The organism is Desulfatiglans sp. (assembly GCA_012513605.1).
Taxonomy (GTDB): Bacteria; Desulfobacterota; DSM-4660; order Desulfatiglandales; family HGW-15; genus JAAZBV01.
Map to the genome: position 1 here is coordinate 77,180 of JAAZBV010000037.1, position 23,298 is coordinate 100,477.

20 protein-coding genes are annotated in these 23,298 nt (G+C 42.9%); 4 read left to right on the top strand and 16 right to left on the bottom strand.

Annotated elements, in window-relative coordinates; all coding sequences use genetic code 11:
• The first annotated feature begins 111 nt into the window (after positions 1–111).
• Positions 112–2,667: a hypothetical protein gene (locus GX654_05260; protein NLD36261.1), complete on the top strand. Its 2,556-nt coding sequence runs from the start codon at positions 112–114 to the stop codon at positions 2,665–2,667.
• A 19-nt stretch (positions 2,668–2,686) separates the two neighbouring features.
• On the opposite strand, the gene GX654_05265 is transcribed toward GX654_05260, so the two are convergent.
• The 6 genes from GX654_05265 to GX654_05290 all read right to left on the bottom strand — a co-directional run bounded on the left by GX654_05265 (position 2,687) and on the right by GX654_05290 (position 7,952).
• On the bottom strand, positions 2,687–3,010 hold the full coding sequence (locus tag GX654_05265; GenBank protein ID NLD36262.1) for a hypothetical protein: 324 nt from the start codon (positions 3,008–3,010) through the stop codon (positions 2,687–2,689).
• 52 nt (positions 3,011–3,062) lie between these two features.
• Positions 3,063–3,677 carry a class I SAM-dependent methyltransferase gene (locus tag GX654_05270; GenBank protein ID NLD36263.1) on the bottom strand — a complete coding sequence of 205 codons (615 nt, stop codon included), beginning with the start codon at positions 3,675–3,677 and terminating at the stop codon, positions 3,063–3,065.
• A gap of 303 nt (positions 3,678–3,980) precedes the next feature.
• Positions 3,981–4,595: an HAD-IA family hydrolase gene (locus GX654_05275; protein ID NLD36264.1), complete on the bottom strand. Its 615-nt coding sequence runs from the start codon at positions 4,593–4,595 to the stop codon at positions 3,981–3,983.
• A gap of 162 nt (positions 4,596–4,757) precedes the next feature.
• Positions 4,758–5,651, bottom strand: a complete 894-nt coding sequence (locus GX654_05280) for a hypothetical protein (GenBank protein NLD36265.1) — start codon at positions 5,649–5,651, stop codon at positions 4,758–4,760.
• Positions 5,648–6,571: a site-specific DNA-methyltransferase gene (locus GX654_05285; protein NLD36266.1), complete on the bottom strand. Its 924-nt coding sequence runs from the start codon at positions 6,569–6,571 to the stop codon at positions 5,648–5,650. Before GX654_05285 ends, GX654_05280 begins: the two co-directional genes overlap by 4 nt.
• A gap of 676 nt (positions 6,572–7,247) precedes the next feature.
• Positions 7,248–7,952: a FadR family transcriptional regulator gene (locus GX654_05290; GenBank protein NLD36267.1), complete on the bottom strand. Its 705-nt coding sequence runs from the start codon at positions 7,950–7,952 to the stop codon at positions 7,248–7,250.
• 239 nt (positions 7,953–8,191) lie between these two features.
• On the opposite strand from GX654_05290, the gene GX654_05295 reads away from it, so the two are divergent.
• Positions 8,192–10,690, top strand: a complete 2,499-nt coding sequence (locus GX654_05295; GenBank protein ID NLD36268.1) for a pyruvate ferredoxin oxidoreductase — start codon at positions 8,192–8,194, stop codon at positions 10,688–10,690.
• Entirely contained in the window at positions 10,687–12,756 is a 2,070-nt protein-coding gene (locus tag GX654_05300) for a CoA-binding protein (protein ID NLD36269.1), read from the top strand. The genes GX654_05295 and GX654_05300 overlap by 4 nt, the downstream gene beginning before the upstream one ends.
• Positions 12,757–13,063: 307 nt before the next feature.
• On the opposite strand, the gene GX654_05305 is transcribed toward GX654_05300, so the two are convergent.
• From GX654_05305 to hisA, 10 genes are all read right to left on the bottom strand, one after another.
• The gene (locus GX654_05305; GenBank protein ID NLD36270.1) at positions 13,064–14,125 is read right to left on the bottom strand and encodes a transcription termination factor Rho; all 1,062 of its coding nucleotides are present in this window, start codon (positions 14,123–14,125) and stop codon (positions 13,064–13,066) included.
• A 211-nt stretch (positions 14,126–14,336) separates the two neighbouring features.
• Positions 14,337–15,095, bottom strand: a complete 759-nt coding sequence (locus GX654_05310; GenBank protein NLD36271.1) for a hypothetical protein — start codon at positions 15,093–15,095, stop codon at positions 14,337–14,339.
• A gap of 44 nt (positions 15,096–15,139) precedes the next feature.
• Positions 15,140–16,774 (bottom strand): ABC-F family ATP-binding cassette domain-containing protein, encoded by a 1,635-nt coding sequence (locus tag GX654_05315; GenBank protein NLD36272.1) that lies wholly within the window; start codon positions 16,772–16,774, stop codon positions 15,140–15,142.
• 218 nt (positions 16,775–16,992) lie between these two features.
• Positions 16,993–17,424: a cyclic pyranopterin monophosphate synthase MoaC gene (moaC, locus tag GX654_05320; protein ID NLD36273.1), complete on the bottom strand. Its 432-nt coding sequence runs from the start codon at positions 17,422–17,424 to the stop codon at positions 16,993–16,995.
• Positions 17,425–17,445: 21 nt separating this feature from the next.
• Positions 17,446–17,805 carry a molybdenum cofactor biosynthesis protein MoaE gene (locus GX654_05325; protein ID NLD36274.1) on the bottom strand — a complete coding sequence of 120 codons (360 nt, stop codon included), beginning with the start codon at positions 17,803–17,805 and terminating at the stop codon, positions 17,446–17,448.
• A 9-nt stretch (positions 17,806–17,814) separates the two neighbouring features.
• Positions 17,815–19,095: a glutamyl-tRNA reductase gene (locus tag GX654_05330; GenBank protein NLD36275.1), complete on the bottom strand. Its 1,281-nt coding sequence runs from the start codon at positions 19,093–19,095 to the stop codon at positions 17,815–17,817.
• Positions 19,092–19,934, bottom strand: coding sequence for a c-type cytochrome biogenesis protein CcsB (ccsB, locus tag GX654_05335; GenBank protein ID NLD36276.1), 843 nt, complete (start codon positions 19,932–19,934; stop codon positions 19,092–19,094). Before ccsB ends, GX654_05330 begins: the two co-directional genes overlap by 4 nt.
• A 7-nt stretch (positions 19,935–19,941) precedes the next feature.
• Positions 19,942–20,610 (bottom strand): bifunctional precorrin-2 dehydrogenase/sirohydrochlorin ferrochelatase, encoded by a 669-nt coding sequence (locus tag GX654_05340; protein NLD36277.1) that lies wholly within the window; start codon positions 20,608–20,610, stop codon positions 19,942–19,944.
• Between the two features lie 155 nt (positions 20,611–20,765).
• Positions 20,766–21,923, bottom strand: coding sequence for a radical SAM protein (locus GX654_05345; protein NLD36278.1), 1,158 nt, complete (start codon positions 21,921–21,923; stop codon positions 20,766–20,768).
• A gap of 2 nt (positions 21,924–21,925) precedes the next feature.
• Entirely contained in the window at positions 21,926–22,705 is a 780-nt protein-coding gene (hisA, locus tag GX654_05350) for a phosphoribosylformimino-5-aminoimidazole carboxamide ribotide isomerase (GenBank protein ID NLD36279.1), read from the bottom strand.
• A 223-nt stretch (positions 22,706–22,928) separates the two neighbouring features.
• On the opposite strand from hisA, the gene GX654_05355 reads away from it, so the two are divergent.
• Positions 22,929–23,298 (top strand): TrpB-like pyridoxal-phosphate dependent enzyme (locus GX654_05355; protein ID NLD36280.1); only part of this gene is annotated, 370 nt, incomplete at its 3' end.

Consider the following 23,298-nt stretch of genomic DNA (forward strand, 5'->3'; position numbering starts at 1 on the left):
ATTTTGTTTTCAGGTTAATCATATTCTTGTACATAGTATTATGTTTGTCAATATAACTTTATTTTATGACCAATATGATAAACATGTTTAAAGGAGAAACAACACCGTGCCATGAATAAATTAATCAATAATGATAACTTCCCCTATTTTTTTGATTATAAACCCGGTCTTTTCCTGTGGTGGTTCTTCTATCGTCTTGTTGGAAGGGTCAAGCTGGATGAAAACTTCAAGAACTCCTTGAGGGCAATGCAGAAGGAAGGGACTATCGTTTATGCAATAAAACATAAAGGGCTCCTTGATTTCCTGCTATACCATTTCACCCTTAAAATGAGGAGCCTCCCATACCCCAGGATAGCCTTTGGTATGGACCTTTCACTGATACTGCCCGCATTGACACTGATAAAGGTAACTTTGTCACGCATATCCGCATTTCTGCGCTCAGGAAGGGATCAAAATCCATTTGATTCCCACTTTTATGAAAATGCTTTGCGAAGAAAAACCCCTTCGCTTGTTTCACTCCTTGACCCGGCTGGTTTTCTCAAATCATTTATCTATTCTGAGACCGATAATCTTTTTTTTCTAATAGAGCAGCAGAAAAAAACAGCTACACCCATATTCATTGTCCCACAGCTTATCCTCTTTAAACGATCCCCTGAAACACAAGGATTCAGGCTGAAGGACATATTTTTCGGTTTCAAGGATAACCCGAGTACATTAAGGAAGGTAATACTTTTTTTCAGGCACCCTAAATCGACCTTCATAGATTTTGCAGAACCAATTAATCTTAAAAGTTATCTGGAGGATCAGCCTGAAGGGGTATCTACTGACCAGATAAGCCTGGAACTTAAGGATGAGCTGATAAGGAGGATAGACAGCCAGAAGAGGATAATCCTTGGCCCTATCATGAAATCACGTCAGCAGCTCAAGGAGATTGTCCTTAAAGACAGTGAGATAACCGCCCTGATAGACAAGATCGCCGGCAATGACAGGAAAAAGATCAGGGCAAAAAGAAAAATGGCAGGAAAGTACTTTGACGAAATAGCTGCGGATTACAACAGCTCATATGTAAGCCTTTTCCGTGTAATCCTGAAGTGGCTCTGGAAAAAGATTTTTAATGGCATTGATACGGTCCCATCAGAGCTTGCGGTTATAAGGGAATGGGCAAGAAAGGGGCCACTCATATATGTACCGTCACATAAAAGCCATGTTGATTATCTGGTGCTGAATGATGTTCTCTATGACTTTAATATGCATATCCCGAGGATCGCAGCAGGCCAGAACCTCTCATTCTGGCCAATGGGCTATATATTCAGAAAGTGCGGTGCATTCTTTATCAGGCGATCATTTCAGGGTGCAAAACTCTATTCAGAGGTCTTTTCACGTTATATAAAGGCCCTGCTCCAGGATGGTCACCCTATCCAGTTCTATATAGAGGGGGGAAGAAGCAGGAACGGCAAACTGGTTCAGCCAAAAACAGGTTTTTTATCCATTTTGATGGATGCCTATGAACAGGGTTACTGTAAAGACCTGATATTTGTCCCAACATCGGTGCTCTATGACAGGGTGGTTGAGGAGGGGTCATATCTGAAAGAGCTGAGCGGGGCACAAAAGGAGAGCGAGAATTTCAGACAGGTGATAAAGGCGCGGCGGTTTCTTAAAAGCAGCTACGGCAGGATATATATCCGTTTTGATAAACCCTTTTCCATTAAGGAATGGATGCAGGAGCAACCATCTGGTGATTCACACAGGGATCAGCTTGCTGCCGGCATAGCCCATTCCATTAACAGTGTAACGCTCATTACCCCGCTGGCAATTGTAAGCACTGCAATCCTGACTTCACACAGAAAAGGGTTTTACATGCCGGAACTCAGGAAAACAATTGAACTCTTCATTTACCTTGCAAAAAGGGTAAACGCCCCGGTATTTGAGGGGCTTATTGATATTGATAATTCCATAAATGAGGCAATTGCCTTGTTAACAGAGTGGGGGGTTATTGAACTGGTTAATGACCCACAGGGAGGTGAAAATCCATTTTACTTTATTCAGGATGATAAAAAACTTGAGCTGGAATATTACAAAAATACCATTATCCATTTTTTTATAGACTATTCCTTTGTAGCAATATCCCTGCTCAGCCAGTCAGATGAAGATACAAGCCCTGGAGTAGCCCTCTCTGTATTCAATTTTCTGTCAGACACCTTTACCAATGAGTTTCTTTTTGCTTCTGCCCTGAAACCGGCAGAGAGGTTTAATTCAGTAACAGCCTCTTATATTGAAAAAGGTTTTATCAGAGATATCCCTGAAACCTGTAGATTCAGGGTGACAAGGGCAGGGTTTGACAGGCTTCCATCTATTGCTGCCCTTGCTAAAACCTTTATTGAATCATACTGGATAGCCGCAAATGTTATCATGAAGGGGAAGGATACAAAGATATCAGGAGAAAACCTCCTTAAAGAGACTATATCCACAGGGAAAAAATATTATAATTCCGGGGTAATAGATCATATCGGTTCAGTATCCCGTGTCAATTTCCAGAATGCCATTGCCTATATTAATAAAAACATACTGCCTGCTGAAAGGGCTAAAATAGATGATATGGTTACAGATGATATTACCCTTTCAGGGTTTATCAAAAAACTCCATTCTTTTGGCAAGGTTAGCGCATAAGTTATTTACTGTTTTGTTTTTACTCTTTCTTTTTAAAGGTGAGGATCTTTCCGGGTTTTTTATCATTGTTACTGTTTCCAGTATCATTGTCTGCCTCGTTTCCCTCTAACCGGAGAGGTTCTATCTTTTCAAGACGCATGCTATTACCGCCCATTGTAAAAACCTCACCATTTATATACTCCTCACGCAGAATCCATGTGATAACCTGGTGGGGTATTGTTAAAAGGAGAAATGTCACCTGGTACCAATCCTTTTTAATATCTGGCTCTATTCGCTCTATCCTGGCGTATACCCCGGGCTCATCCTTGAAGTATACCAGGACAAGATCACCTTCAATATTCATGTTAAAAAATACCTCGATTCTAATTCGATCATTATATCCTCAACACCACCCGTCATTCCAAGGCTTGACCGTGGAGTCCAGTTTTCATTACCCAAAACCAATTTACATAATGATTATTCATTAACCATATCCGCTTTTCATTCATAACAGTTTTACAGGCCAAGTAAAGTAAAAATATAACATTAATGCCATCCTTTTCTCCTGTATGGACAAAGTTATTATTCTGAAATGTCTCAGCGGTTTTACCAACCACAAGCAGGATTCCATTTGGCTTTAGATGTAAAGCAGCGGTTTCAATGGCCCTGTTCAGGTCATTATATGTGGCCATGTAATCTATGCTGTCTGGTATTGCAACAACATCGAACATGCGGCCAAGCCTTATATCCCGCATATCACCTTCAATATACTCAATATCAGGATGAAGCGCCCTTGCCATTGAAAGCATCCCCTGGCTCAGGTCCACACCTGTAATTGTAAAATGCTTTTTAAAAACCCTGTCAATGCCACCTGCGCCGCTCCCAAGGTGCAGCATTGTTAAAGGCGTAAACGGACAATGGCTTTTAATCAGAGATACATAGTGACCCGCCTCATCTTCATATTCATCCGGGTCAGAAAGCAGACCATCTACCCAGGCCAGTTCATTATATGTAATCCATTCTGATGTCATAATTTCATTTATCCTTACTATTTAGTGTCCATTATAAACTGTCGTTTTTGGATTTTCATCCTCCTTAGCAGTGCTACTGCGGATGATAGGCAAGCGGTCAGCCGTCAGCATTCAGCTTTCAGCTTTCAACAAAAGGCATTCAAAACAAAGAGTTGGCTGACTACTGAAAGCCCCATCCAGATTTTACCTCTTTCTGGATGGACACCATTTATATTTTGTAGGGGCGGTACCCCCGTGTCCGCCTAATTGTATAGCATAATAACCTTTTATGTAGGGGCGGTACCCCTGTGTCCGCCCGGTTTTTTAATTCGGGTTCTCAAGTATCCGCATATCAACAAGAATATCCTCGATTTCTTGTGGACCTTTTACGCGATATGCCATTAACCCCATTTCCCTGGCGCTGTTTATATTGAGTTCATTATCGTCGAAAAAGAGAACTGATGCAGGATGGCAGCCAAGACTGCTTAATACATGTTCAAATGCATCTTTGTCAGGTTTGAGTTTACCCATTTCATGAGAGGCAAAGTGGTAATCGAGCATCTTTTCAATGCCCATCTCTTTCATAAGGCGTGGCCAGTGCAATTCATTTGAATTACTGAAACAGGCAAGAGTTTTGTGGCTTAATCTATTAAGGAGATCCGGTACGCCCGGATATAACCCGCTTGGCCAAAGAGTAAAGTTATCAATAAACTCTTCGATTCCAACAGGCAAATTCATCTCTTTAATAATATCAGTAGCGAATTGCCTGGCGGTGGTATCTCCTTTTTCAAAAGAACGCACTGAAGGAGACCGTAACCATGCCTCCCACATTTCGCTTTCATTATAAATATTTTTCGTCCATTTGATCATGGTAGGAACACCTGTTAGTTCAACCAGAACCCCGCCTAAATCAAATAGAATAATTTCTATAGTATTCATAATACTTTTGTTCCTTATTTTAAATTGCAAAACCTTCCTAACAAAACTCTATCGATTAAATGTATGTTGGGCTGATTACCTAGCCTGACTGATAGCGTTTTCTTACGAAAAACTTAATTCCCAGCAGCCTTTCAGTTAAAAGCGAGTCATTATTGTTTTATTTTATTCATGAAATTTCCATACATCGTGAATAAGGAAATTATCGAAGGTCTTGATTTGGTCTTTGAGTATCTCCTCGCTTGTCATATTAGGACGTATATCAAAGTAATAGACCCCATCTAAAGGATTAAGTTTGATTGTGTATCCTTTGAAATGCCCTGGTAAAAATGTAGCATTGATTCCATATTTTCCTTCCTCGCCTTTTCTTTGGACATCATTTAGAAAAATTGCAAAGTGCGGTGTATTTGTGTCAGTAAGTTTGTTATATAGAAATTTATCAATGAATATTTTATCGACTCGATCTTTGCTTGATGTTTTAACAGAGCCAATAGCTTTAGTGATATCATCAACCTTGATTATCAAGTCATGTTGGTAGCTCATGGTGAATGCTACATCGCCATTAATTTTGACAGGAACAGAAATAGTTCCAGATGTAACATTAATGCCTACTTCCTTTATAATTAAACGGATAAAATGTTCAAAAAGGTCTCCATTAATCTTTCTGGCAGTGTTTGATCTGTTGGCTGGAAGTGCATCTAACGCTGCACCTATTGACTGCTGACAGGTGTAAATATAGTTATTCAATAATTTTCTGTTTTTTTCCAGTTTTGACTCTTGGCTCTTAATGTTACATAGAATATTTTTAAATGCTTTTTGACATGATTCAAAATCTTCAAATGAAAGCATAAGATTGCTATTTATTGGTCTTGTAACATTATATGTGCCATCCTGTTTATATTGAAAGAACCTATAATGAGTCTCGTTTCTCGAAACAATAACTGCCTGTAATTCTGTTTTTATAAACTCCAAATACAGCAGGCAAAAATCTGTGTAATCCGATATGGACTGAAAATTCTCTTTATCTGTTGCCCTTTTTAAAATGTTTTTTAGTTTCATCGAATAGAATTCCTTCTGTTTTCATTTTCCCTGTCGATGGTTACCCATTCGTCTATTGTTTTATATGGAACCCTTTCTAAACGTTGTATGGCCCATTCATTATACTCATGAGATAGATCACAGCCGAGCCATCTTCGTCCCAATTGTTCAGCAACAACAATGGTTGTGCCAGATCCCGAAAACGGATCAATGACAAGATCATTTGGATTAGAAGAAGCTAATACCAACTTTCGCAACAGCTCTTCTGGTTTTTGAGTAGGGTGTGGTGTTTTTTCTTCCATACCATTACAAGTAGTCGGAACCTCAATAATATCTTTGGGCTTCGCTCCTTTTGGGTGTGGAAACCAAATGTCATTACGTTTGCCGTTGTTACCATACTGGCTTGTCTCAGCCTGTGGATGAGATGGATACTTTAGTGTATGTCTACTATATGGGATTCGTACATCATCTATATTCATAGTGAACTGAGAACTTTTTCTGAGATGAAGAATGCTTTCATGTGACCTCCCCCAATCTTTGCCCAGGTTGGCTTTATTCTTATAATACCAGATTATCCACTTGCACCCTTTAAAATATTTCATAGAAGGGTGTTTCAGATCAGCCAAAATTTCTGAAAAACCACAGATATATAATGTTCCCGATTTTTTTAAGACGCGAGATGACTCACTAATCCATTGCATAGACCATTCGATATATTTTTCCTGGCTTTCAAATTTATCCCAATCGGCTTTATTGATGTTGTATGGTGGGTCTGCAAAGATGAGATCAACAGTTTCACTTGAAAGACTTTTTAACCATTCGATACTATCTCCTTCATATAAAATGTTATCTTTACACTTATAAACAGGATAGAAAGTGGTACAATTTTGCAATGGTAAAAACTCACCTCGTGTTGGGATTTCAAAAAGAAGTGGTTGCATTATTTCTTGTTTCAGTTTTTTAACAGGCATTAATTGTCCTTTTAACTTCAATACACAATTGGTTTACCAGCTCTGGTTATCTTTACATTTTGAATGTTATATTAAAAGACGAATTGGATATTTCCAATTAAAAGTTTTTTAGCGTTAAAGAGTTGGAATAATAACTGTTTGCATTTTATTTATCAATCATAAATACTCCTGATTTTTATGAAGAAAATCATTTCTCACGCAAAGTCACAAAGCCCACAAAGTTAAGAAACATAAAAATATTATGTAAAAAGCATTTGATTTTCTTAGTGTCCTTTGCGTCTCTGTGTGAGATATTGCTTTAATTGCTTTTGCTTTTCGCCTTAGCTTGACGCCAATGCGCCTGCGCGGAAATGTCGCACTATGCATCTTAAGTCAACAGTATTGAGAGTAAATCCTTCCCTTACGAAAATCACAGAACTTAACATTTTAAGAATACTCGGTATTATATTTATTTCTTTGTGTACTTAAGTTGACTCCAGTTTTTTACTCTGTGCTCTCCGTCTCATTAAATTGTTGAAGTGGCAGGCTAAAATTGAACCGCAAAGACGAAAAGGGCGCTAAAAAAACAAAAATTATGTTCTTTGGTTTTATCATAGTCTTTTGCTGAAAGCTGAACGCTGATGGCTGACCGCTTGAAGCCAAGAGCCTACAACCCCTTTTCAACACATATCTGGAGCAGCACTCCAATATGGTTTTCCATGGCTTTTGCGGCCTCTTCAGGGTTGCGGTTTTTAATTGCCTCGAATATGGTTATGTGCTGATCAAAGGTCATTTCATCCAGTTTCTGATCCTTTATAAGGGTAGGGAAGGCGAGATTCATGCCGTAATACAGTACATCATAAAAGCTCTTCATAAGGTGCACATGAACTATATTTTTTGCTGCATAGGCGATATTCATGTGAAAGCTCAGTTCATTATCAAGGTCCCTTTCGAGGCTGTCCCTTGCATCAAGTAGCCTGTTAAGGCTCTGTTCTATTATCTTGATATCCTCTTCAGTGGCCCTCCTTGCTGCCAGCGCTGCGCTGCTTGATTCAAGCACAAGCCTTACCTCAAGGAGGTCAACAATGGTGAAATCCTGGCCGTTCAGTAACTGTAAAAGGGGTTTTTTATTCTTTCGGGTATCTTCCCCCATCACAAATGTCCCGACACCCCGTCTACTTTCTATTAACCCCTGGTCAATAAGTTTCTGGATGGCCTCCCTTACAGTCGGTCGCCCAACATTAAGCATCTGGGCCATTTCCCTTTCTGAGCTGAGTTTTTCCCCTGAACGTATTTCACCCCTGTAAATCATGTCCCTGATCTGTGAATAGACCTTGTCAGACACCTTTACTGATCTGATTGGCTTAAGCATATCTTCCTCAAATGGTTTTAACTGGTATTACCACGTTACCAATTTCAGGTCAATCGAAATTCTAACAGGGAGCTTTATTGCTGTAACCTCTATAATTCCTTGACTAATCAAAATCTGGCCGGTATTATTCAAAAAACCTTGTGTAATCTTACCGCATTACCACAAAGGATAAAATAAAGACTATGTGATATTGTTTATCATTCTTAATAAAAAGATCAACCAGGGAGGAAAACAAGAATATGAGCGCCAATGAAATGAAAAAAATGTGCACTGATGAGGCAGGAAAAGAGTATGTGCTTCAGGGCAACATGGCATTTGCAGTCGGCTGTGTTAGATCAGGTATACACGGTGCTGACGGATATCCGGGTACACCCAGTACAGAGGTTATAGACAGGGGTTTAAGTGAAGTCCAGGATATGATCAATGTGGGCTGGTCTGTTAATGAGGCTGTTGCAGTGGGCGTGGGTTTTGGTTATACCCTTGCAGGCGCTGATGTTGTTGTAACCATGAAGATACCAGGGCTCTTTCAGGCAGGTGACCTGTTTACCAGCGCATCATTTTTTCAGGATAAGAGGGGCGCTCTTATCTATTATATAGCAAGTGATTTCACACCCAGCTCAACACAGCATCTTGTTGATCCAAGATACCTGTTCAAGACATGCATGCTCCCTGTTATTGAACCAAGGACACACCAGGAGATGATGGATGCGCCAGGCCTTGCAGCAGATATTGGCAGAAAATACAATACCCCTGTTGTTATCCTTGCAAGCAGCGGCCTTTGCCACAGTGAAGGTCTTGTAAGGCTGAATGAGATTAAAAAACGTGATCTTGTTGAGATGCCTTCCAATCTCTCCCGGTTTAATCTGCTCCCGGCCATGGCAAGGGAAAATTATGACTCGGTTATAGACCAGAGGATGCCCGGCCTTGAAGAGCTTGTGGAAAACTCGACCATGATTGAGTGGACAAAAGCTGGCAGCAAAAAGGGTATTATTACATACGGTATGAATACAGCCTATGTAAAGGAGGTTCTTGATCTGTTTAACCTTGATGTGGATGTGTTGTCCATCCCAATGACAAATCCCCTTCCAATAAAACAGATCAGAAAATTCTATGACGCAATTGATGGAGATGTATATGTGATAGAGGATGGTTACAAATACCTCCAGGAGGAGTTGGAAAGGGCGGGTATGAAGGTAGTCGGCAAGGAAAAATATACAAAGATTACCGAATGGTCACCCGCTCTTATAGCCGAAAAATTCGGTTTTGATATAGCAAAGCCAAAGGAAAAGGTAAAGCCTGTACCAAGGCCGCCCATGATCTGCGCCGGCTGCCCCTATACACTTTTCGGGAATGTAATAGCAAAGATGAGAAAACAGGGCAAGATAGAGAATGTCTTTGGTGACATAGGCTGCAATGCACTATTATACTTTATGAATGCCCTTGAAACAGGTCTGGCAATGGGTGCGAGTGACAGCCAGAGACAGGGTTTTATATTAACCAAACCGGACAAGGCAGCCAAATGCATAAGCATTATCGGTGACAGCACAGAGTGCCACTCAGGTATGGATGCCACACGTAACGCAGTATACAGAAGAATACCAGGTGTCAAGGTTGTGCTTGATAACTACTGGACAGCAATGACAGGCGGACAGCCGGCGCCCAGTTCTCCTGTTAACCTTGCTGGTCAGGAGAGCATGTATGACCTTGTAAAGGCCCTTGAGGGAAACGGCAACAGGGTGCTTGTTGCAAGCTCCTACGATAGAAAAGAGATACAAAAGACCATGAAAGATGCCCTTGAATTTGCTGAAAAGGGCGAGTTTGTTGTTGTTGTAATAAGAGGGTGCTGTGTTAAACAGCAGCCGAACTCCAAGAAGGCGATACGCCTCAAGATCAACCACGATAAATGTAAAAAGTGTTATTCATGCCTGATGTGTGCGGGTATAGAAAAGGGCGTGGATGAATTCCCGTTATACAATACCCTCTGTTCAGGGTGTGCAGGAGAAAACCCCGCATGTCTACAGATGTGCCCGTTTGATGCCATTGAGTTCCTGGCTGAAGGTGAAAACAAGGCCGCCGAAGCCGGAAGCTTTCCAACCCCGCCTGAACTTGTTATGCCAAAGTACAACATAGCGGATTTTCCTGAAAGGCTTACACTTGCCATAAGGGGTGTTGGCGGGCAGGGTAACCTCTTTTTTGGCAGGGTTATGACACAGCTTGCATTTGTCGCAGGTTATTCTAAAACAAACATAGTAAAGGGCGAGACCCACGGCATGGCCCAGATGGGAGGCCCTGTTATAAGCACTTTCTCATGCGGTAAGGTGCACAGCCCTGTGCTATTCCCGAAAAGCGCTGACTGTATTATCACCATGGAGGTAAGCGAGCTGTTAAGGCCTGGTTTTCTTGAACTGTTAAGGGATGGCGCAACAATACTCATATCAAAAACAAAGATAGTGCCGCCTGTAATTACATATGAGCAGTATCCCACTGAGGCGGATATTTCAAAGGCTGTTCAGGGTTTCAAGGTGGTTGAGGTGGATATACTTGCAAAGGCGGTTGAGATAGGCGACCCCACAGGTAAGATAGCAAATGTGGTTATGATTGGCGTAATGAGCATACTTCCACCATTTGACAAATTCCCTGTTGAGCTGTGGCTAAAGGCTATAAAGAATGTCAGCCCCAAACCCGCTATATGGGCAGGCAACTACGCTGCGTTTATGGCAGGAAGGAATCTTATATGACAAAAAAACTCTACAAACTGCTTTTTCACCCTGAAAGTATAGCGGTAATAGGGGCGAGTAATGAAAAGCTCAAGACAGGCGGAAGGGTAACAGATAATATCAAATCCAATGGATACACCGGAAAGCTATGGGCAATAAACCCTAAAGCGCCCGATGTAATGGGGCTCCCCACATTTAAGAGTGTGGCTGATCTGCCATCTGCCCCTGATCTCGCATATATTGCCATTCCTGCCCCGTTTGTAAGGGCAAGCCTCGAAGAACTGGCCGCTAAAGGTTCAAAGGCGGTTATTATACTTACCGCAGGTTTTGGCGAAAAGGACCAAAAGGGAAAGGATGAGGAAAAGGTATTCCTTGAGATAGCCGAAAAAAACAATATGACGCTGATTGGCCCTAACTGCTCCGGCTTTTTAACTACATGCTATTCAGGTAAATTTGCAGGGCTTATCCCCAGGCTTAAAAAGGGGCAGATAGATATCATTAGCGGCTCAGGCGCAACAGTGGATTACCTGATGGAGCAGGCCACCATGAGGGGGCTCTCATTCAGTAATGTAGTAAACATGGGTAACTCCATACAGATCGGGGTAGAGGATATATTTGAACTTGTTGATGAAAACTACGGCCCTGAAAATTCAAGGCTCATCCTCATGTACATGGAATCGGTCAAAAAACCGCAGAAGCTCCTCAAACATGCAAGGAGCCTTACCAAAAAGGGATGCACAATAGTCGGTATAAAATCTGGTGTTACTGCTGCCGGAGAAAGGGCCGCCGCAAGCCACACAGGCGCAATGGCCTCACCTGATACAGCAGTGCAGGCGCTCTTTGATAAGGCAGGGATCATAAGGGTACAGAGCAAGGCAGAGCTTATAGAGATTGCCTGCACCTTCAATGCCCTTAAAGGGCTTATTACCGATTACAGGGTATGTATTGTTACTGATGCTGGTGGCCCTGGTGTTATGCTTTCAGATGAACTGGGCAGGCAGGGGCTCAAGCAGCCTGTTCTTACCAAAGAGACACAGAGGCGGCTCTCAGAAGTGCTTCCTCCAGAGGCAGCAATCGGAAACCCGATTGATACGCTTCCAAGCCGCACCCCTGAACAGATGGAGAAAATATTCACAATACTGAATGAGACAGAAAAGGATAATATAGATGTGATTTTTGCCATTACAGGCAACTCAGGCATGACAGACAACTGGAAACTGTATGAGGCCATTATGAAGGGCATGGATGGAGGTTCTATCCCGGTTATTCCCATTATCAGTTCAGCCAGTACATGCCGTGATATGATTGATAAATTAAGGGATGCTGGCAGGATAATATTCCCTGATGAGGTGCCTGTAGGAACAGCCCTTGGCAGACTGAGTCGCAAACCGGTTTTAGCTGAACCAATGGAGCTGCCCGCTGATTTTGATAAAGTAAAGATAGAGAATATCCTTAAAGAACAGGGTGAACAGCTTGATCCTGATACTGTAAAGGGGATCATGGCTGCATCCGGTCTCAAACTCCCGTTCCAGGCGGATGTTTTTGATAAGGCAGACCTTAAAGCCGCTTGTGAAAGGGCAGGGTACCCACTTGTCATTAAGGTAATTGGCCCGCTTCACAAGAGTGATGTGGGCGGTGTAAAGATTGGCATTGCAGATTATGAAAAGGCCGTTATCGCATTTGATGAACTCCTGAAAATCAAAGATGCAAAAGGGGTACTCGTGCAGCAGATGATAGAGGGCACAGAGGTAATACTCGGCGCTAAAAAGGAGGAGAGGTTCGGGCATCTCATCATGTTCGGCCTTGGCGGTATCTATACCGAGGCACTCAAGGATGTAAGTTTTGCCCTTGCTCCACTTGGTTTAGAGGGAGGTATGGCCATGATCAACAAAATCAAGACCCTGCCGATATTAAAAGGCATAAGAGGACAGAAGGGTATATCTCTTGATGTGCTGGCAGATTACCTCGCACGCTTAAGCCTTCTGGTGCATCACTTTCCACAGATAGAGGAGATAGACCTTAACCCGGTGAAGGGTTATGGAAAAGATCTCTATGTTGTGGATGCACGGATAATAAAAGGAAAATAATACATAAAAAAGTTTTAGCAATGTAGGGGCAGGCCAGCGTGCCTGCCCGGTACTGACGATTCATGTCTCCAAAAACAGGGAGGACACGCAGGTCCGCCCCTACAGTAACTGGGTGTCATCCCCGCACAGGCGGGGATCCATTTTCTCCTAACAAATATAGACTCACGCGTATTGACGTCAAGCTAAGGCGAAAAGCAAAAGCCTGAAAATGTGTCTCACACAGAGGCACGAAGAACACTAAGAGAATCAAAAGCTGTTTGACATAATATATTTTGTCTTTTAACTTTGTGGCTTTGTGTGAATAATTTTATTTCAAATATTCAATAAGCGCAGCCATTGCATCTGTCTCGGTTTTGCCCGATAATGCCCTTCTGAGGCTCACCATCTCATTATATTCCTCCTGGGTAAGCAGGAGATGCTCCTTTCTGGTGCCTGATTGCTGGATATCTATGGCAGGCCAGAGCCTCAGTTCAGCGCATCTGCGGCTCAGTACCAAATCCATATTACCTGTGCCTACAAATTCCTGATAGATAATGTCATCCATCCTGCTGCCTGTATCCACCAGTATTGTGGCAAGGATTGTAAGCGACCCGCCATTATCAATATTTCTTGCCGCTCCAAATATCCTCCTGGGCATCTCCATTGCGTTTGCACCAAGCCCGCCAGTGAGTGTGCGGCCATAACTTTTGGTATCAGCGTTGAATGCGCGTGATAAACGGGTGAGCGAATCTATAAATACCACTGCATCTCCACCTGCCTCTGCAATGCGCGTTGCGATATTAATTGTCATCCTGGTCATGCGCAGGTGCTGGGTAATACTCTCATCAGCGGAGGATGAGAGTACATGTGCCTTGTTTAACGCACGTCTAAAGTCTGTAACCTCCTCAGGTCTTTCATCCACGAGGAGCACAAAGACTGAAACATCCGGGTGATTTTTTATGATGGAACCGGCCATGTGTTTAAGTATTGTTGTTTTACCTGACTTGGGCGGGGCTATTATAAGGCCGCGCTGCCCCTTGCCGATAGGCACAATCATATCAAGTGCCTTTCCCATGACATCATCTGGCCCTTGTGAGATATGGAGCCTTTCAGATGGGCTTATACTCACAACATCTTTCAGCGAGACGATTTTTTCGTATTCTTCAAAAGGCCTGCGATTGATTTTTTCTATTACATCAAGCTTCAGATTTCCCTTACCGGCTTCATTAATTGCAGTCGGACCTTCAAGATAGACACCTTCCTGGAGATTGTATTTATATATAAGGTCAGGGGCGACAAAGACATCATCTGTGCCGGGTTTAAAATTATTTTCAATCGATCTTAAAAAACCATATTTTCGTTCAAAGAGTTCAAGATATCCTGATGCCATAACTATATTTTTACCTTGTGTGATATATTATTAGTTTGTTTAAACAGTTACCATAAAATGGGTATGAATATCAAAATTTATTTATAGTATAACGCAGGATAGTAAATTTTATTCAGCTTGCAGCAAAAGCCCTTTTAAGCTCGTTTTCAAGGGGTCGTATAACTTCATATATCCGAATAATATCCCCTATTGTGTCAGGTTATCATTTCTATTATTCAAGCCCCGGAAAATTGATATACATATGGCATCCGCGCCACAGAGGTATGGGCTTTTCATCAGGGGTATCAAATTTCTGTTCATCGTTTGCCATTGCAACAGATGCGAAAAAACCTGTACTGCTTATGGCTAAACACTGCTTTTCTATCTCTTTAAGATTCTCAGGTATCTTTGCATGGTCTTCAGGGTATCGGGCTGCCCTAACAACTACATATTCCGGCCCTTTTGTCTCACCTATAAACCATATAGAGGGATCAATCTCAGGGTTGCCCTGAAATGACATAAGCTCATACCCTTTTTTTTCAATATACTCCCTCACTACCTGAACAGCCATGTCATGGAGCTCAAAAGAGGTCATCTCTATCTTTTCATCAGTTACAAAGGAGACAGGATTAATGGGGTTTTTTGTTGATGCATCAATAAGCCCCCAGCCTGGAATATCAGCTATCCATTCATCTGCCTTATCTGTCTTTCTCATGGGCATGATACAGGCATGGCCCTTGCTTTCCTCTGCAACAGCGAAGAGAGAGTCATAAGTTCCCGGGCCATACACATTATTGTCCACATCCTCAACATGAACAAAAAAGAGCTGGTTTCCCAACCTGAAAGAGAGGTGCTCCATAAAGGGCGGGTAGGGGTGGGCCTTAAGCCATGACACTGTACCCTGCGGCCCCTGGTTATCTATATGTAATGCCGCACACTTCCAGCATTCAAAAAATTCCGGTGACATCATCTCCATTGCTATATCAAACATATTTTACTCCTGTTCTGACAAGGATTTACACATTAAAACCTTGATTATAAGGCCCTGTGATCCGTGCCTGTTTTTGAAAGATAATACTCATACCCCCCTTTATAATGGGTCATTTCACCGCGGTCAATCTCAAAAACATGATCTACCAGAGAGCGTAAAAAAAACCTGTCATGGCTTACAAGTGCAATTGTGCCGCTGAATCCCTTTAAAATCCCAAGAAGTATCTCACGCGACTGGATATCCAGGTGGTTTGTGGGTTCATCAAGGACAAGAAAATTCACAGGGCGTGACAGGATGGTGGCAAGAACCACACGGCTTTTTTCACCTCCCGAAAGACTCTTTATCTGTTTATCTACAGTATTTCCTGAAAAAAGAAAGGCTGCAAGCAGGTTTCTTACAACACCCAGGTTCTCATGGGGCATGGCTGCCTGTAGTGTCTCAAGCACTGTTTTGTCAGGGATGAGTATATCCATTGAATGCTGGCTGAAATAACCTATATTCACATTTGCCCCGATATTGAGTCTCCCGCCTGAAGGCTCTGTCTGGCCCGCAAGGAGTTTTAAAAAGGTGGACTTGCCTGCCCCGTTAACACCCACAACAGCAATCTTGTCCTGACGTCTTATAAGGCCTGTGCAATTACTGAACACGGTTTTTGGCTCCTTGCCGGGTGTTTCCCATATCTTGGTGAGATTATCAAAACCTGCCACATCCTCGCCTGACCTTGGTGTCTCCCTGAACTCAAACCTTATAACACGCTGGTATTCGGGGATCTCGATTCTCTCTATCTTTTCAATCTTTTTGATGCGTGACTGCACCTGTGCCGCATGGGATGCCCTTGCCTTGAAACGGGCAATAAATTCCTCCTCCTTTGCAAGCATCTCCTGCTGACGCCTGTGGCTTGCAAGGAGCTGTTCCATCCTGATATCCCTCTCTCGGACATAAAAATCATAATTCCCGCTGTATGTTGTAATGGTTTTATTGGCAACCTCAATTATGCGCGACACCACCCTGTTCATGAAATCATGGTCATGACAGGTCATGAGAATGGCCCCTTTATATTCATTGACAAGCCACTCTTCAAGCCAGAGTATGGACTCTATATCCAGGTGGTTCGTTGGTTCATCAAGAAGCAGTACACCGGGGTTCATGGTAAGTATCTTTGCAAGGGATATCCTCATTCTCCATCCCCCGCTGAATGACTCAACAGGCAGGTTATGTTCATCAGGGCTGATCCCAAGCCCGGTAAGGACTGTCTGGGCGCGGTTCTCCAGGTCATAGCCCCCGCGGTGTTCAAACTCTTCGCATGCCTCACCATATTTTTCAAGCAGGCTGGCCATTGCATCATCATCCATAGCGCGAGACATGGCAGCCTCCATCTCTTTCATTGCTTTACCAAGCTTAACCACATCGGATGCAGCAGACATAACCTCAGAAAGGGCTGACCCGCCTTTCATCTCAACAGCATCCTGTGAAAAATATCCGATGGTTATTTTTTTGGCGAAGATGATATCACCGGCATCAGCCTCCTCCGCACCGGTTATAAGCCTGAATATTGTAGTTTTTCCTGCCCCGTTCGGGCCAACAAGGCCGCTCCTGGTGCCAGGCAGTATCTGCATACCGGCATTCTTAAAAAGTACCTGGGTGCCGTGCTGCTTTGAAATGTTTGAAAGATGAATCATGGTTCTACCCTAAAAAAGAGGCAGGACTATCATAATGGGCAACATTAATGCAAGAATAAATCAGGAATGATGGGAAAAAGTTGACCTGAGAACTGTATTTCATAAAATTAAAGTCAAATGACAAAAATCTAAATATCTAACCACGGAGGACACGGAGAGCACGGAGAAAAGCTTAATAAAAATCTCCGTGAACTCCGTGTCCTCCGTGGTAAAAACTATTATTCCTTCTTTTTATAAACAACATGTATATCTGTAATCTTTGTGCCGGGGTACTGGCCGTCCTTATCTTTCTCAATATACTTTACTGTATCCCATATGGTGTTAAGCGCAACAGAGACCCCTATCAACGCCTCCATCTCCACACCTGTTCTAGCCTTTGCTATTACAGTACAGCTTGCATCTATATAGGTATCACTCACTTTATATTCAACGTTGACCATATCAAGGGCTATCTGATGACAGTGGGGTATAAGCAGGTGGGTCTGCTTGGCAGCATTCATGCCGGCCACCTCTGCAATAAGAAGAGGGTCTCCCTTTTTCACCTTTCCTGCCTTTATTGTCTCTATTGTTTTATTTGAAAGATACAGCCTGCCAGAGGCCTCAGCCGTTCTTTTTATCACCGGTTTTTCAGTAATATCAACCATTCCCATAATAATAACCCCTTTTAAAAACTATGAAATAAATATCTCTTCTTTACTTACAGCCTGTTTCTTAATCCTGTTTACCGCCTCAATTAGTGCGGCAAAGACGTTTTCCCTGATATCTCCGCCAATTGCCACAAACATCAGTTCATCACCCACCTTAAGGTGCCCTTCATTCACTTCAACTAAAACTTCAACTATCCCCGGCATACTCTTAATATGAGCTATCACCTTATTGAGTGTCTCCATATCATATTTGACATTTACCGCACTGATATCCCCCCCCTTTCTTGAAAAACCGCGTACAATACCAAGGTGGCTTGCTATCATGCCTATGCCGTCAGCCTTTTCATGATTTTTGATCCTGTTTATTATCTTTTCTATTTCCATAATGGTTCCCTATCTCTTTTCTTTATCCAGATTAAAAAGCCTTTTTGTAATATCAATAAATGTGTCCTTTGATGACCTGGAAGAGATACGTTTTAATGCCAGGATCGGGTCATTTATCATCTTTTCTGTTAACGACAGCGTTAACGTCTCTATAACCTCAATCTGCTCCCCTGTAAGCCCATGAAGCTGAGGCATGCTCCTCCTCAACTCTGCCATGCGTATCTCTTCAATCTTTTCCTTCAATAGCACAATAGTAGGGACAACATCAAGGGTAGAAAACCAGTTTCCGAATTTGATCACCTCTTCTTCGATAATCCTTTCTGCCCTTAATGCCTCCTGCATCCGCTGGGCACTGTTCTCATTAACCACCTCTTTCAAATCATCAATATCATATAAGAAGATGTTTTCAAGGCTGTTCACCTTTGGCTCTATATCCCTTGGAACAGCAATATCGATTATGAAAAGCGGACGATTTTTCCTTTTTCGAAGGATTTTTTTGATCATATCAGCGGTTATAATATAATTCGTGGCCGCGGTTGAGGATATTACAATGTCTGCATTGACAAGCTGCTCCTCCATTTCATCAAAAAACGCGGCCTTTCCACCGATGTTTCGGGCAAGTTCTACAGCCCTTTCAAAGCTTCTGTTTACAACATTAATCTCGGTTATCCCGTTACCAACAAGGTGTTTTGCGGCAAGTTCTGCCATTTCGCCTGCCCCGATAAGCAGGGCTCTCCTGCCTTCAAGCCCATAAAAGATCTTTTTTGCAAGCTCAACCGCTGCATAGCTGATTGAAACAGCAGTCTCCGAGATGCCGGTCTCTGTGCGCACCCTCTTTGCAACCTGGAATGTCTTATGCATGAGCCTGTTAAGTATAACACCCGTTGACCTTCCTTTTACCGCAGCAAGCCTGAATGCCTCCTTGACCTGACCCAGTATCTGGGGCTCACCGATAATCATTGAATCAAGGCTTGATGCTACCCTGAAGATATGTCTTACAGCATCCATATCTTTATGTATATACATATGAGACATGAGCCTTTCAACAGACATTCCGCCTGCCTGTGCCATCAGATCAATAATAACCTTTTCTGCCTGCACCGGGTCACTGGCAGTACAGATGGTCTCAACACGATTACAGGTTGAGATAAATATGCATTCACTAATAATATCTGATCCCCTCATCAGTGCAAGGGTTTCAGCAGGATCAACCTTATCCCCTGAAAGACATTCCCTCAGTTCTACAGGGGCAGATTCATGGTTCATTCCTATATTTATGATACTTATCATGGCAGTTTTGAGCTCCCGCCAAAATCACCAAAACTGTGATAACTGTCAAGCAGGAGGCCTCCTCCCAGAAAGGTGAAGATCAGCATCATAAAACAAAAAATAGACATTATGGCTGATCGTCTTCCCTGCCATCCGACAGCAAGCCTCTCATGCAGAAGAATCGCATAGCAGATCCAGGTGATAAGAGACCAGACCTCTTTAGGGTCCCATCTCCAGTAACTGCCCAGTACCGCTTGTGCATATACAGCGCCTGTGATCATGCCTATGGTAATAAGAGGAAAACCATATACAAGGGAATAGTGGTTTATGGAATCAAGGGTTTCAAGTGAAGGGAGCCTTTTAAAAAGGTTACCCCTTCTCTTTCTTTTTATCTGCCGCTCCTGTACCAGGTACATGACTGATGATACAAAGGCAATAGCAAATATGCCGTCACCAAGGAACATTGGTATAACATGGATCAGGAGCCACAGGTTCTTTAAAACCGGGGGCACTGTATCAGGGATATGGGGTAATGCTGAAGAAAGTATCATTAAAAGTGCAGCAACAGGGGACACAAATGACCCCAGCACCATTAACCTGAATTTTACCTGAAATAAAAGATATGCACCTATAATACTCCATGCAAAAAATGCCAGTGACATCTTTAAATTAACAATCGGGATGGTCCCGAGCGCAATATACCTGTAGATCAGGAACAGAGTCTGGAATAAAAACCCTGCAAACATAACCCAGTATGCATATCTGAAAACAGAGCTGCTCTGCCTGATTATATAAACGATAAAACCGCCTGTTGCGAGGATGATCAGAAAAAGGGCTATACCGGATAAAATATGTTCCATTAGAGCCTCACACCTTCAGGTAATCCTTGATGTCTTCTATTGAAATATCCTGTCCCATGATATCAGACAGTAATTTAGCCGCCTTTTTATGATTGTCTGCCCTGATCGCATCCAGCAGGCCGGAATCCACAATAGAGTGAAACACCCGGCTGTTATCCTTTTGATCGGATGACCTGGAAAGCACTGATTCCCTGACCTTACCCATCATACGCAGAAACAGTTCATACTCAGGGCCAAACAGGGATGAAAGCTCTGCCCTGATCTTTTTTGCAAGGGCGGGGCTCTTTCCTGAGGTGGAAACAGACACGACAAGGTCTCCCCTCCTGATAATGGAAGGGACAATAAAGGAGCAGTCAGCCGGCTGGTCAACGGCATTAATAAGCATACCCTTTGCCTGTGCTGCTTGAGATATCCGGTGGTTAAGCTCAGGGTCATCAGTTGCTGCTATCGCAAGAAACCTGTCCTTTAGAAATACCAGGCTGAATTCCCCGCCAAGGTATTTTACCCTGCCGCTATCAACCAGGGTTTTAAGTTCAGGAGACAATTCACGGGCAACAACACTGACTGATGCGCCATACTCAATAAGCGTTGCAATCTTTCTACCTGCAACAGAACCGCCGCCTACGACAAGAACCTCTCGACCTCTTAAATCAACCATAATAGGATAATATGCCATATTTTTTATATCTCCTGAGACTATAGGCTTGACCCCCTCGCCCTGCGCCTTGCGCCCCTCTTATTGCCTTTCATTCAACGTTCAAAGTTCAATGTTCGATGTTGGATGTTCGTTTTTTTCCCTGCGCCCTGTGCCTTATGCCTTGCGCCCCTCTTTTATATATACTGATCTACCATATCACTGATGGCCTGTTCAAGCCCGGATTCACCTCCCTGCCTGCGTATTTCAGATATCATATTTTCAATCCTGTTTCTTGTTACAGGGTCATTATACACCTCTGTTGTGGACCTGTATGCCCCTCCCCTTCTCCCCACCCGGTAAACCATCCTCTCATTGTCCGGCATATCCTGGTAAATTTTTATTACACCGAGCATTTTCTCTTTATCCTGCGGAAAGGTGCCATTTACCTCTTCAAGCAGGTTCATGATATGGTCGCTTGTGAGCGTGCTTGTAATATTATCAAGTGTCTCTATAAAGAGGCGTATCTCTTCTGCTATCCCATCATCTGTCTGTTTTTTGAACTCGCCTGACCTCACCTTTTCTATTAAGGGCACCCTCTCAGGGATTCTCAGGCTCCTTAGCCTGATAAAATGGGGATTAATCTGGTTGAGCACCTTTGCTGTGGCCTCTGCATGCTCTTTCCACATCGTTTGCCCGCCCAGGCCCGGCATTACATATTCGGAAAGCTCCATACCTGCTGCTATAACCTTTTTTCCTGCATCAATCTGCTGCTCTGATGTAACACCCTTTTTAATAAGCTTAAGGAGCGGATCATACCCTGTTTCAAGACCGACATGTATTCTGTTAAGGCCTGCCTTCCTTATTCTTACAAGCTCTTCCTCACTCTTTTTTGCGATTGTCCGTGATCTGGAGTAGGTGGTTATGCGGGTTATCTCCGGGAAATTTACCCTTAAATATTCAAGCACCTCGACAAGATCATCAGTCTTCATAATAAGGTTGTCAGCATCCTGCAGAAAACAGGCACTGGTGCCATAATACATCCACATAGCCATGCTTCTAAAGCTCTCTGACCTTCCCGGGTCATTTAAAACAGTGCTTATAACCTGTGAATTTGCGTGACCCCCATAACCGAGCCTGAATGAGACCTCTTTTATGCTGTCATATATCTCCCTGGCGGTTTTTATGTCATCCTTGATCTCCTGAACCTCTCGCAGGGAGAATTTCCTACCCTTATATACAGGGCAGAACATGCACTGATTCCAGGGGCAGTTTCTTGTGATCCTTAATAAAAGGCTTTTTGCCTCATTTGGCGGTCTTATCGGCCCCTGTTCAAAACTTAGCTGTTGTATCATACCTATGATTTCCTTAACTTATCCAAATAATTTTTATGCCACCTGACCACCTCACAATAAGGCACATCCCCGCCAAATATATCAAGGCTGCTTCCGATTGTAGCATGCACCCTGCCCTTTCCAAGTTCAAATATGAGATCCATGTCCGATAAACTTTTTACACCCCCGGCGTATGTTACAGGTATGGGGCAATGTTCGCCAAGTATTTTCACAAGGGGCTCCTCTATACCCTGCCTTTTACCCTCAACATCCACACCATGGATTAAAAATTCATCACAGTATTCTGAAAGCCAGTTAAGGGTATCCTTATCAACCTTTAAACCGGTAAATTTCTGCCACCGGTCAGTCACCACATAATAATCACCATCCCTTTTGCGACAACTCAGATCTATTACAAGCCGCTCCTTTCCGACTGTTTCGACTATTTTTTTCAAATGGCCATCATCTATCTGGCCCTGGGTAAAAAGGTAAGATGTCACAATAACATGGCTAGCACCTGCCTCAAGATATTGCTTTGCGTTATCAGGGGTTATGCCGCCACCGACCTGAAGCCCGCCCGGAAACGCCTTTAAAGCTGATAGTGCCGCATCATGATTGCCCTGGCCAAGTGATATCACATGCCCACCCTTCAGGTTATCCTCTTTATATATCCTTGCAAAATAAGAAGGCGAAAGCTCGGTTTCAAAATTTATCTTTGTGGAGTTTTCATCATTGGTCAGGCTACCGCCTACTATCTGTACCACCCTGCCATTACGCAGATCTATGCACGGTCTGAACCCCATCTGAAAATTACCCCCCTTCGTAAGTATCTGAAACACTGTCAAAAAACAGCTTCAGGTTGACTACCATACTATATTAATCAAGTCATCTGAAAAAGTATTCAGCCATTGACATATAATTTTTCATCACTTATACTCCCCCGGTCAAAAGAGGCAAAACAAGGCATCAAAACAGTTATGTATTGTAACTGGTCAATCTGACAACCAAAAAAAAGAGGAGAATAAAATGAAATCAAACACCATCTTTCTGAGCCCGGATGAAATGCCAAAACAGTGGTACAATATCCTGGCAGACATAAAAATGAATCCACCTCTGGGCCCTGATGGAAAACCTGTGACCCCTGAGATGCTGGCCCCTGTATTTCCCATGAACCTTATTGAACAGGAGGTCAGCACTGAAAGATGGATAACAATACCTGATGAAGTAATGAATATTTATTCCATATGGCGTCCTTCACCCCTTATCCGTGCTGTAAACTTTGAAAAGGCACTCGGGACACCTGCAAAAATATATTACAAGAATGAAAGCGTTAGCCCGGCAGGAAGCCACAAACCCAATACTGCTGTGCCTCAGGCATACTATAACAAGATATTCG

What these genes read in the sequence shown, in the direction of transcription:
- GX654_05270 (NLD36263.1), bottom strand. Translation starts at nt 3,677, where the DNA reads ATGACATCAGAATGGATTACATATAATGAACTGGCCTGGGTAGATGGT.
- GX654_05300 (NLD36269.1), top strand. Translation starts at nt 10,687, where the DNA reads ATGACAAAAAAACTCTACAAACTGCTTTTTCACCCTGAAAGTATAGCG.
- GX654_05280 (NLD36265.1), bottom strand. Translation starts at nt 5,651, where the DNA reads ATGAAACTAAAAAACATTTTAAAAAGGGCAACAGATAAAGAGAATTTT.
- hisA (NLD36279.1), bottom strand. Translation starts at nt 22,705, where the DNA reads ATGGGGTTCAGACCGTGCATAGATCTGCGTAATGGCAGGGTGGTACAG.
- GX654_05290 (NLD36267.1), bottom strand. Translation starts at nt 7,952, where the DNA reads ATGCTTAAGCCAATCAGATCAGTAAAGGTGTCTGACAAGGTCTATTCA.
- ccsB (NLD36276.1), bottom strand. Translation starts at nt 19,934, where the DNA reads ATGGAACATATTTTATCCGGTATAGCCCTTTTTCTGATCATCCTCGCA.
- GX654_05295 (NLD36268.1), top strand. Translation starts at nt 8,192, where the DNA reads ATGAGCGCCAATGAAATGAAAAAAATGTGCACTGATGAGGCAGGAAAA.
- GX654_05330 (NLD36275.1), bottom strand. Translation starts at nt 19,095, where the DNA reads ATGATAAGTATCATAAATATAGGAATGAACCATGAATCTGCCCCTGTA.
- moaC (NLD36273.1), bottom strand. Translation starts at nt 17,424, where the DNA reads ATGGGAATGGTTGATATTACTGAAAAACCGGTGATAAAAAGAACGGCT.
- GX654_05340 (NLD36277.1), bottom strand. Translation starts at nt 20,610, where the DNA reads ATGGCATATTATCCTATTATGGTTGATTTAAGAGGTCGAGAGGTTCTT.
- GX654_05260 (NLD36261.1), top strand. Translation starts at nt 112, where the DNA reads ATGAATAAATTAATCAATAATGATAACTTCCCCTATTTTTTTGATTAT.
- GX654_05315 (NLD36272.1), bottom strand. Translation starts at nt 16,774, where the DNA reads ATGATTCATCTTTCAAACATTTCAAAGCAGCACGGCACCCAGGTACTT.
- GX654_05285 (NLD36266.1), bottom strand. Translation starts at nt 6,571, where the DNA reads ATGCAACCACTTCTTTTTGAAATCCCAACACGAGGTGAGTTTTTACCA.
- GX654_05305 (NLD36270.1), bottom strand. Translation starts at nt 14,125, where the DNA reads ATGGCATCAGGATATCTTGAACTCTTTGAACGAAAATATGGTTTTTTA.
- GX654_05310 (NLD36271.1), bottom strand. Translation starts at nt 15,095, where the DNA reads ATGTTTGATATAGCAATGGAGATGATGTCACCGGAATTTTTTGAATGC.
- GX654_05345 (NLD36278.1), bottom strand. Translation starts at nt 21,923, where the DNA reads ATGATACAACAGCTAAGTTTTGAACAGGGGCCGATAAGACCGCCAAAT.
- GX654_05265 (NLD36262.1), bottom strand. Translation starts at nt 3,010, where the DNA reads ATGAATATTGAAGGTGATCTTGTCCTGGTATACTTCAAGGATGAGCCC.
- GX654_05325 (NLD36274.1), bottom strand. Translation starts at nt 17,805, where the DNA reads ATGGAAATAGAAAAGATAATAAACAGGATCAAAAATCATGAAAAGGCT.
- GX654_05275 (NLD36264.1), bottom strand. Translation starts at nt 4,595, where the DNA reads ATGAATACTATAGAAATTATTCTATTTGATTTAGGCGGGGTTCTGGTT.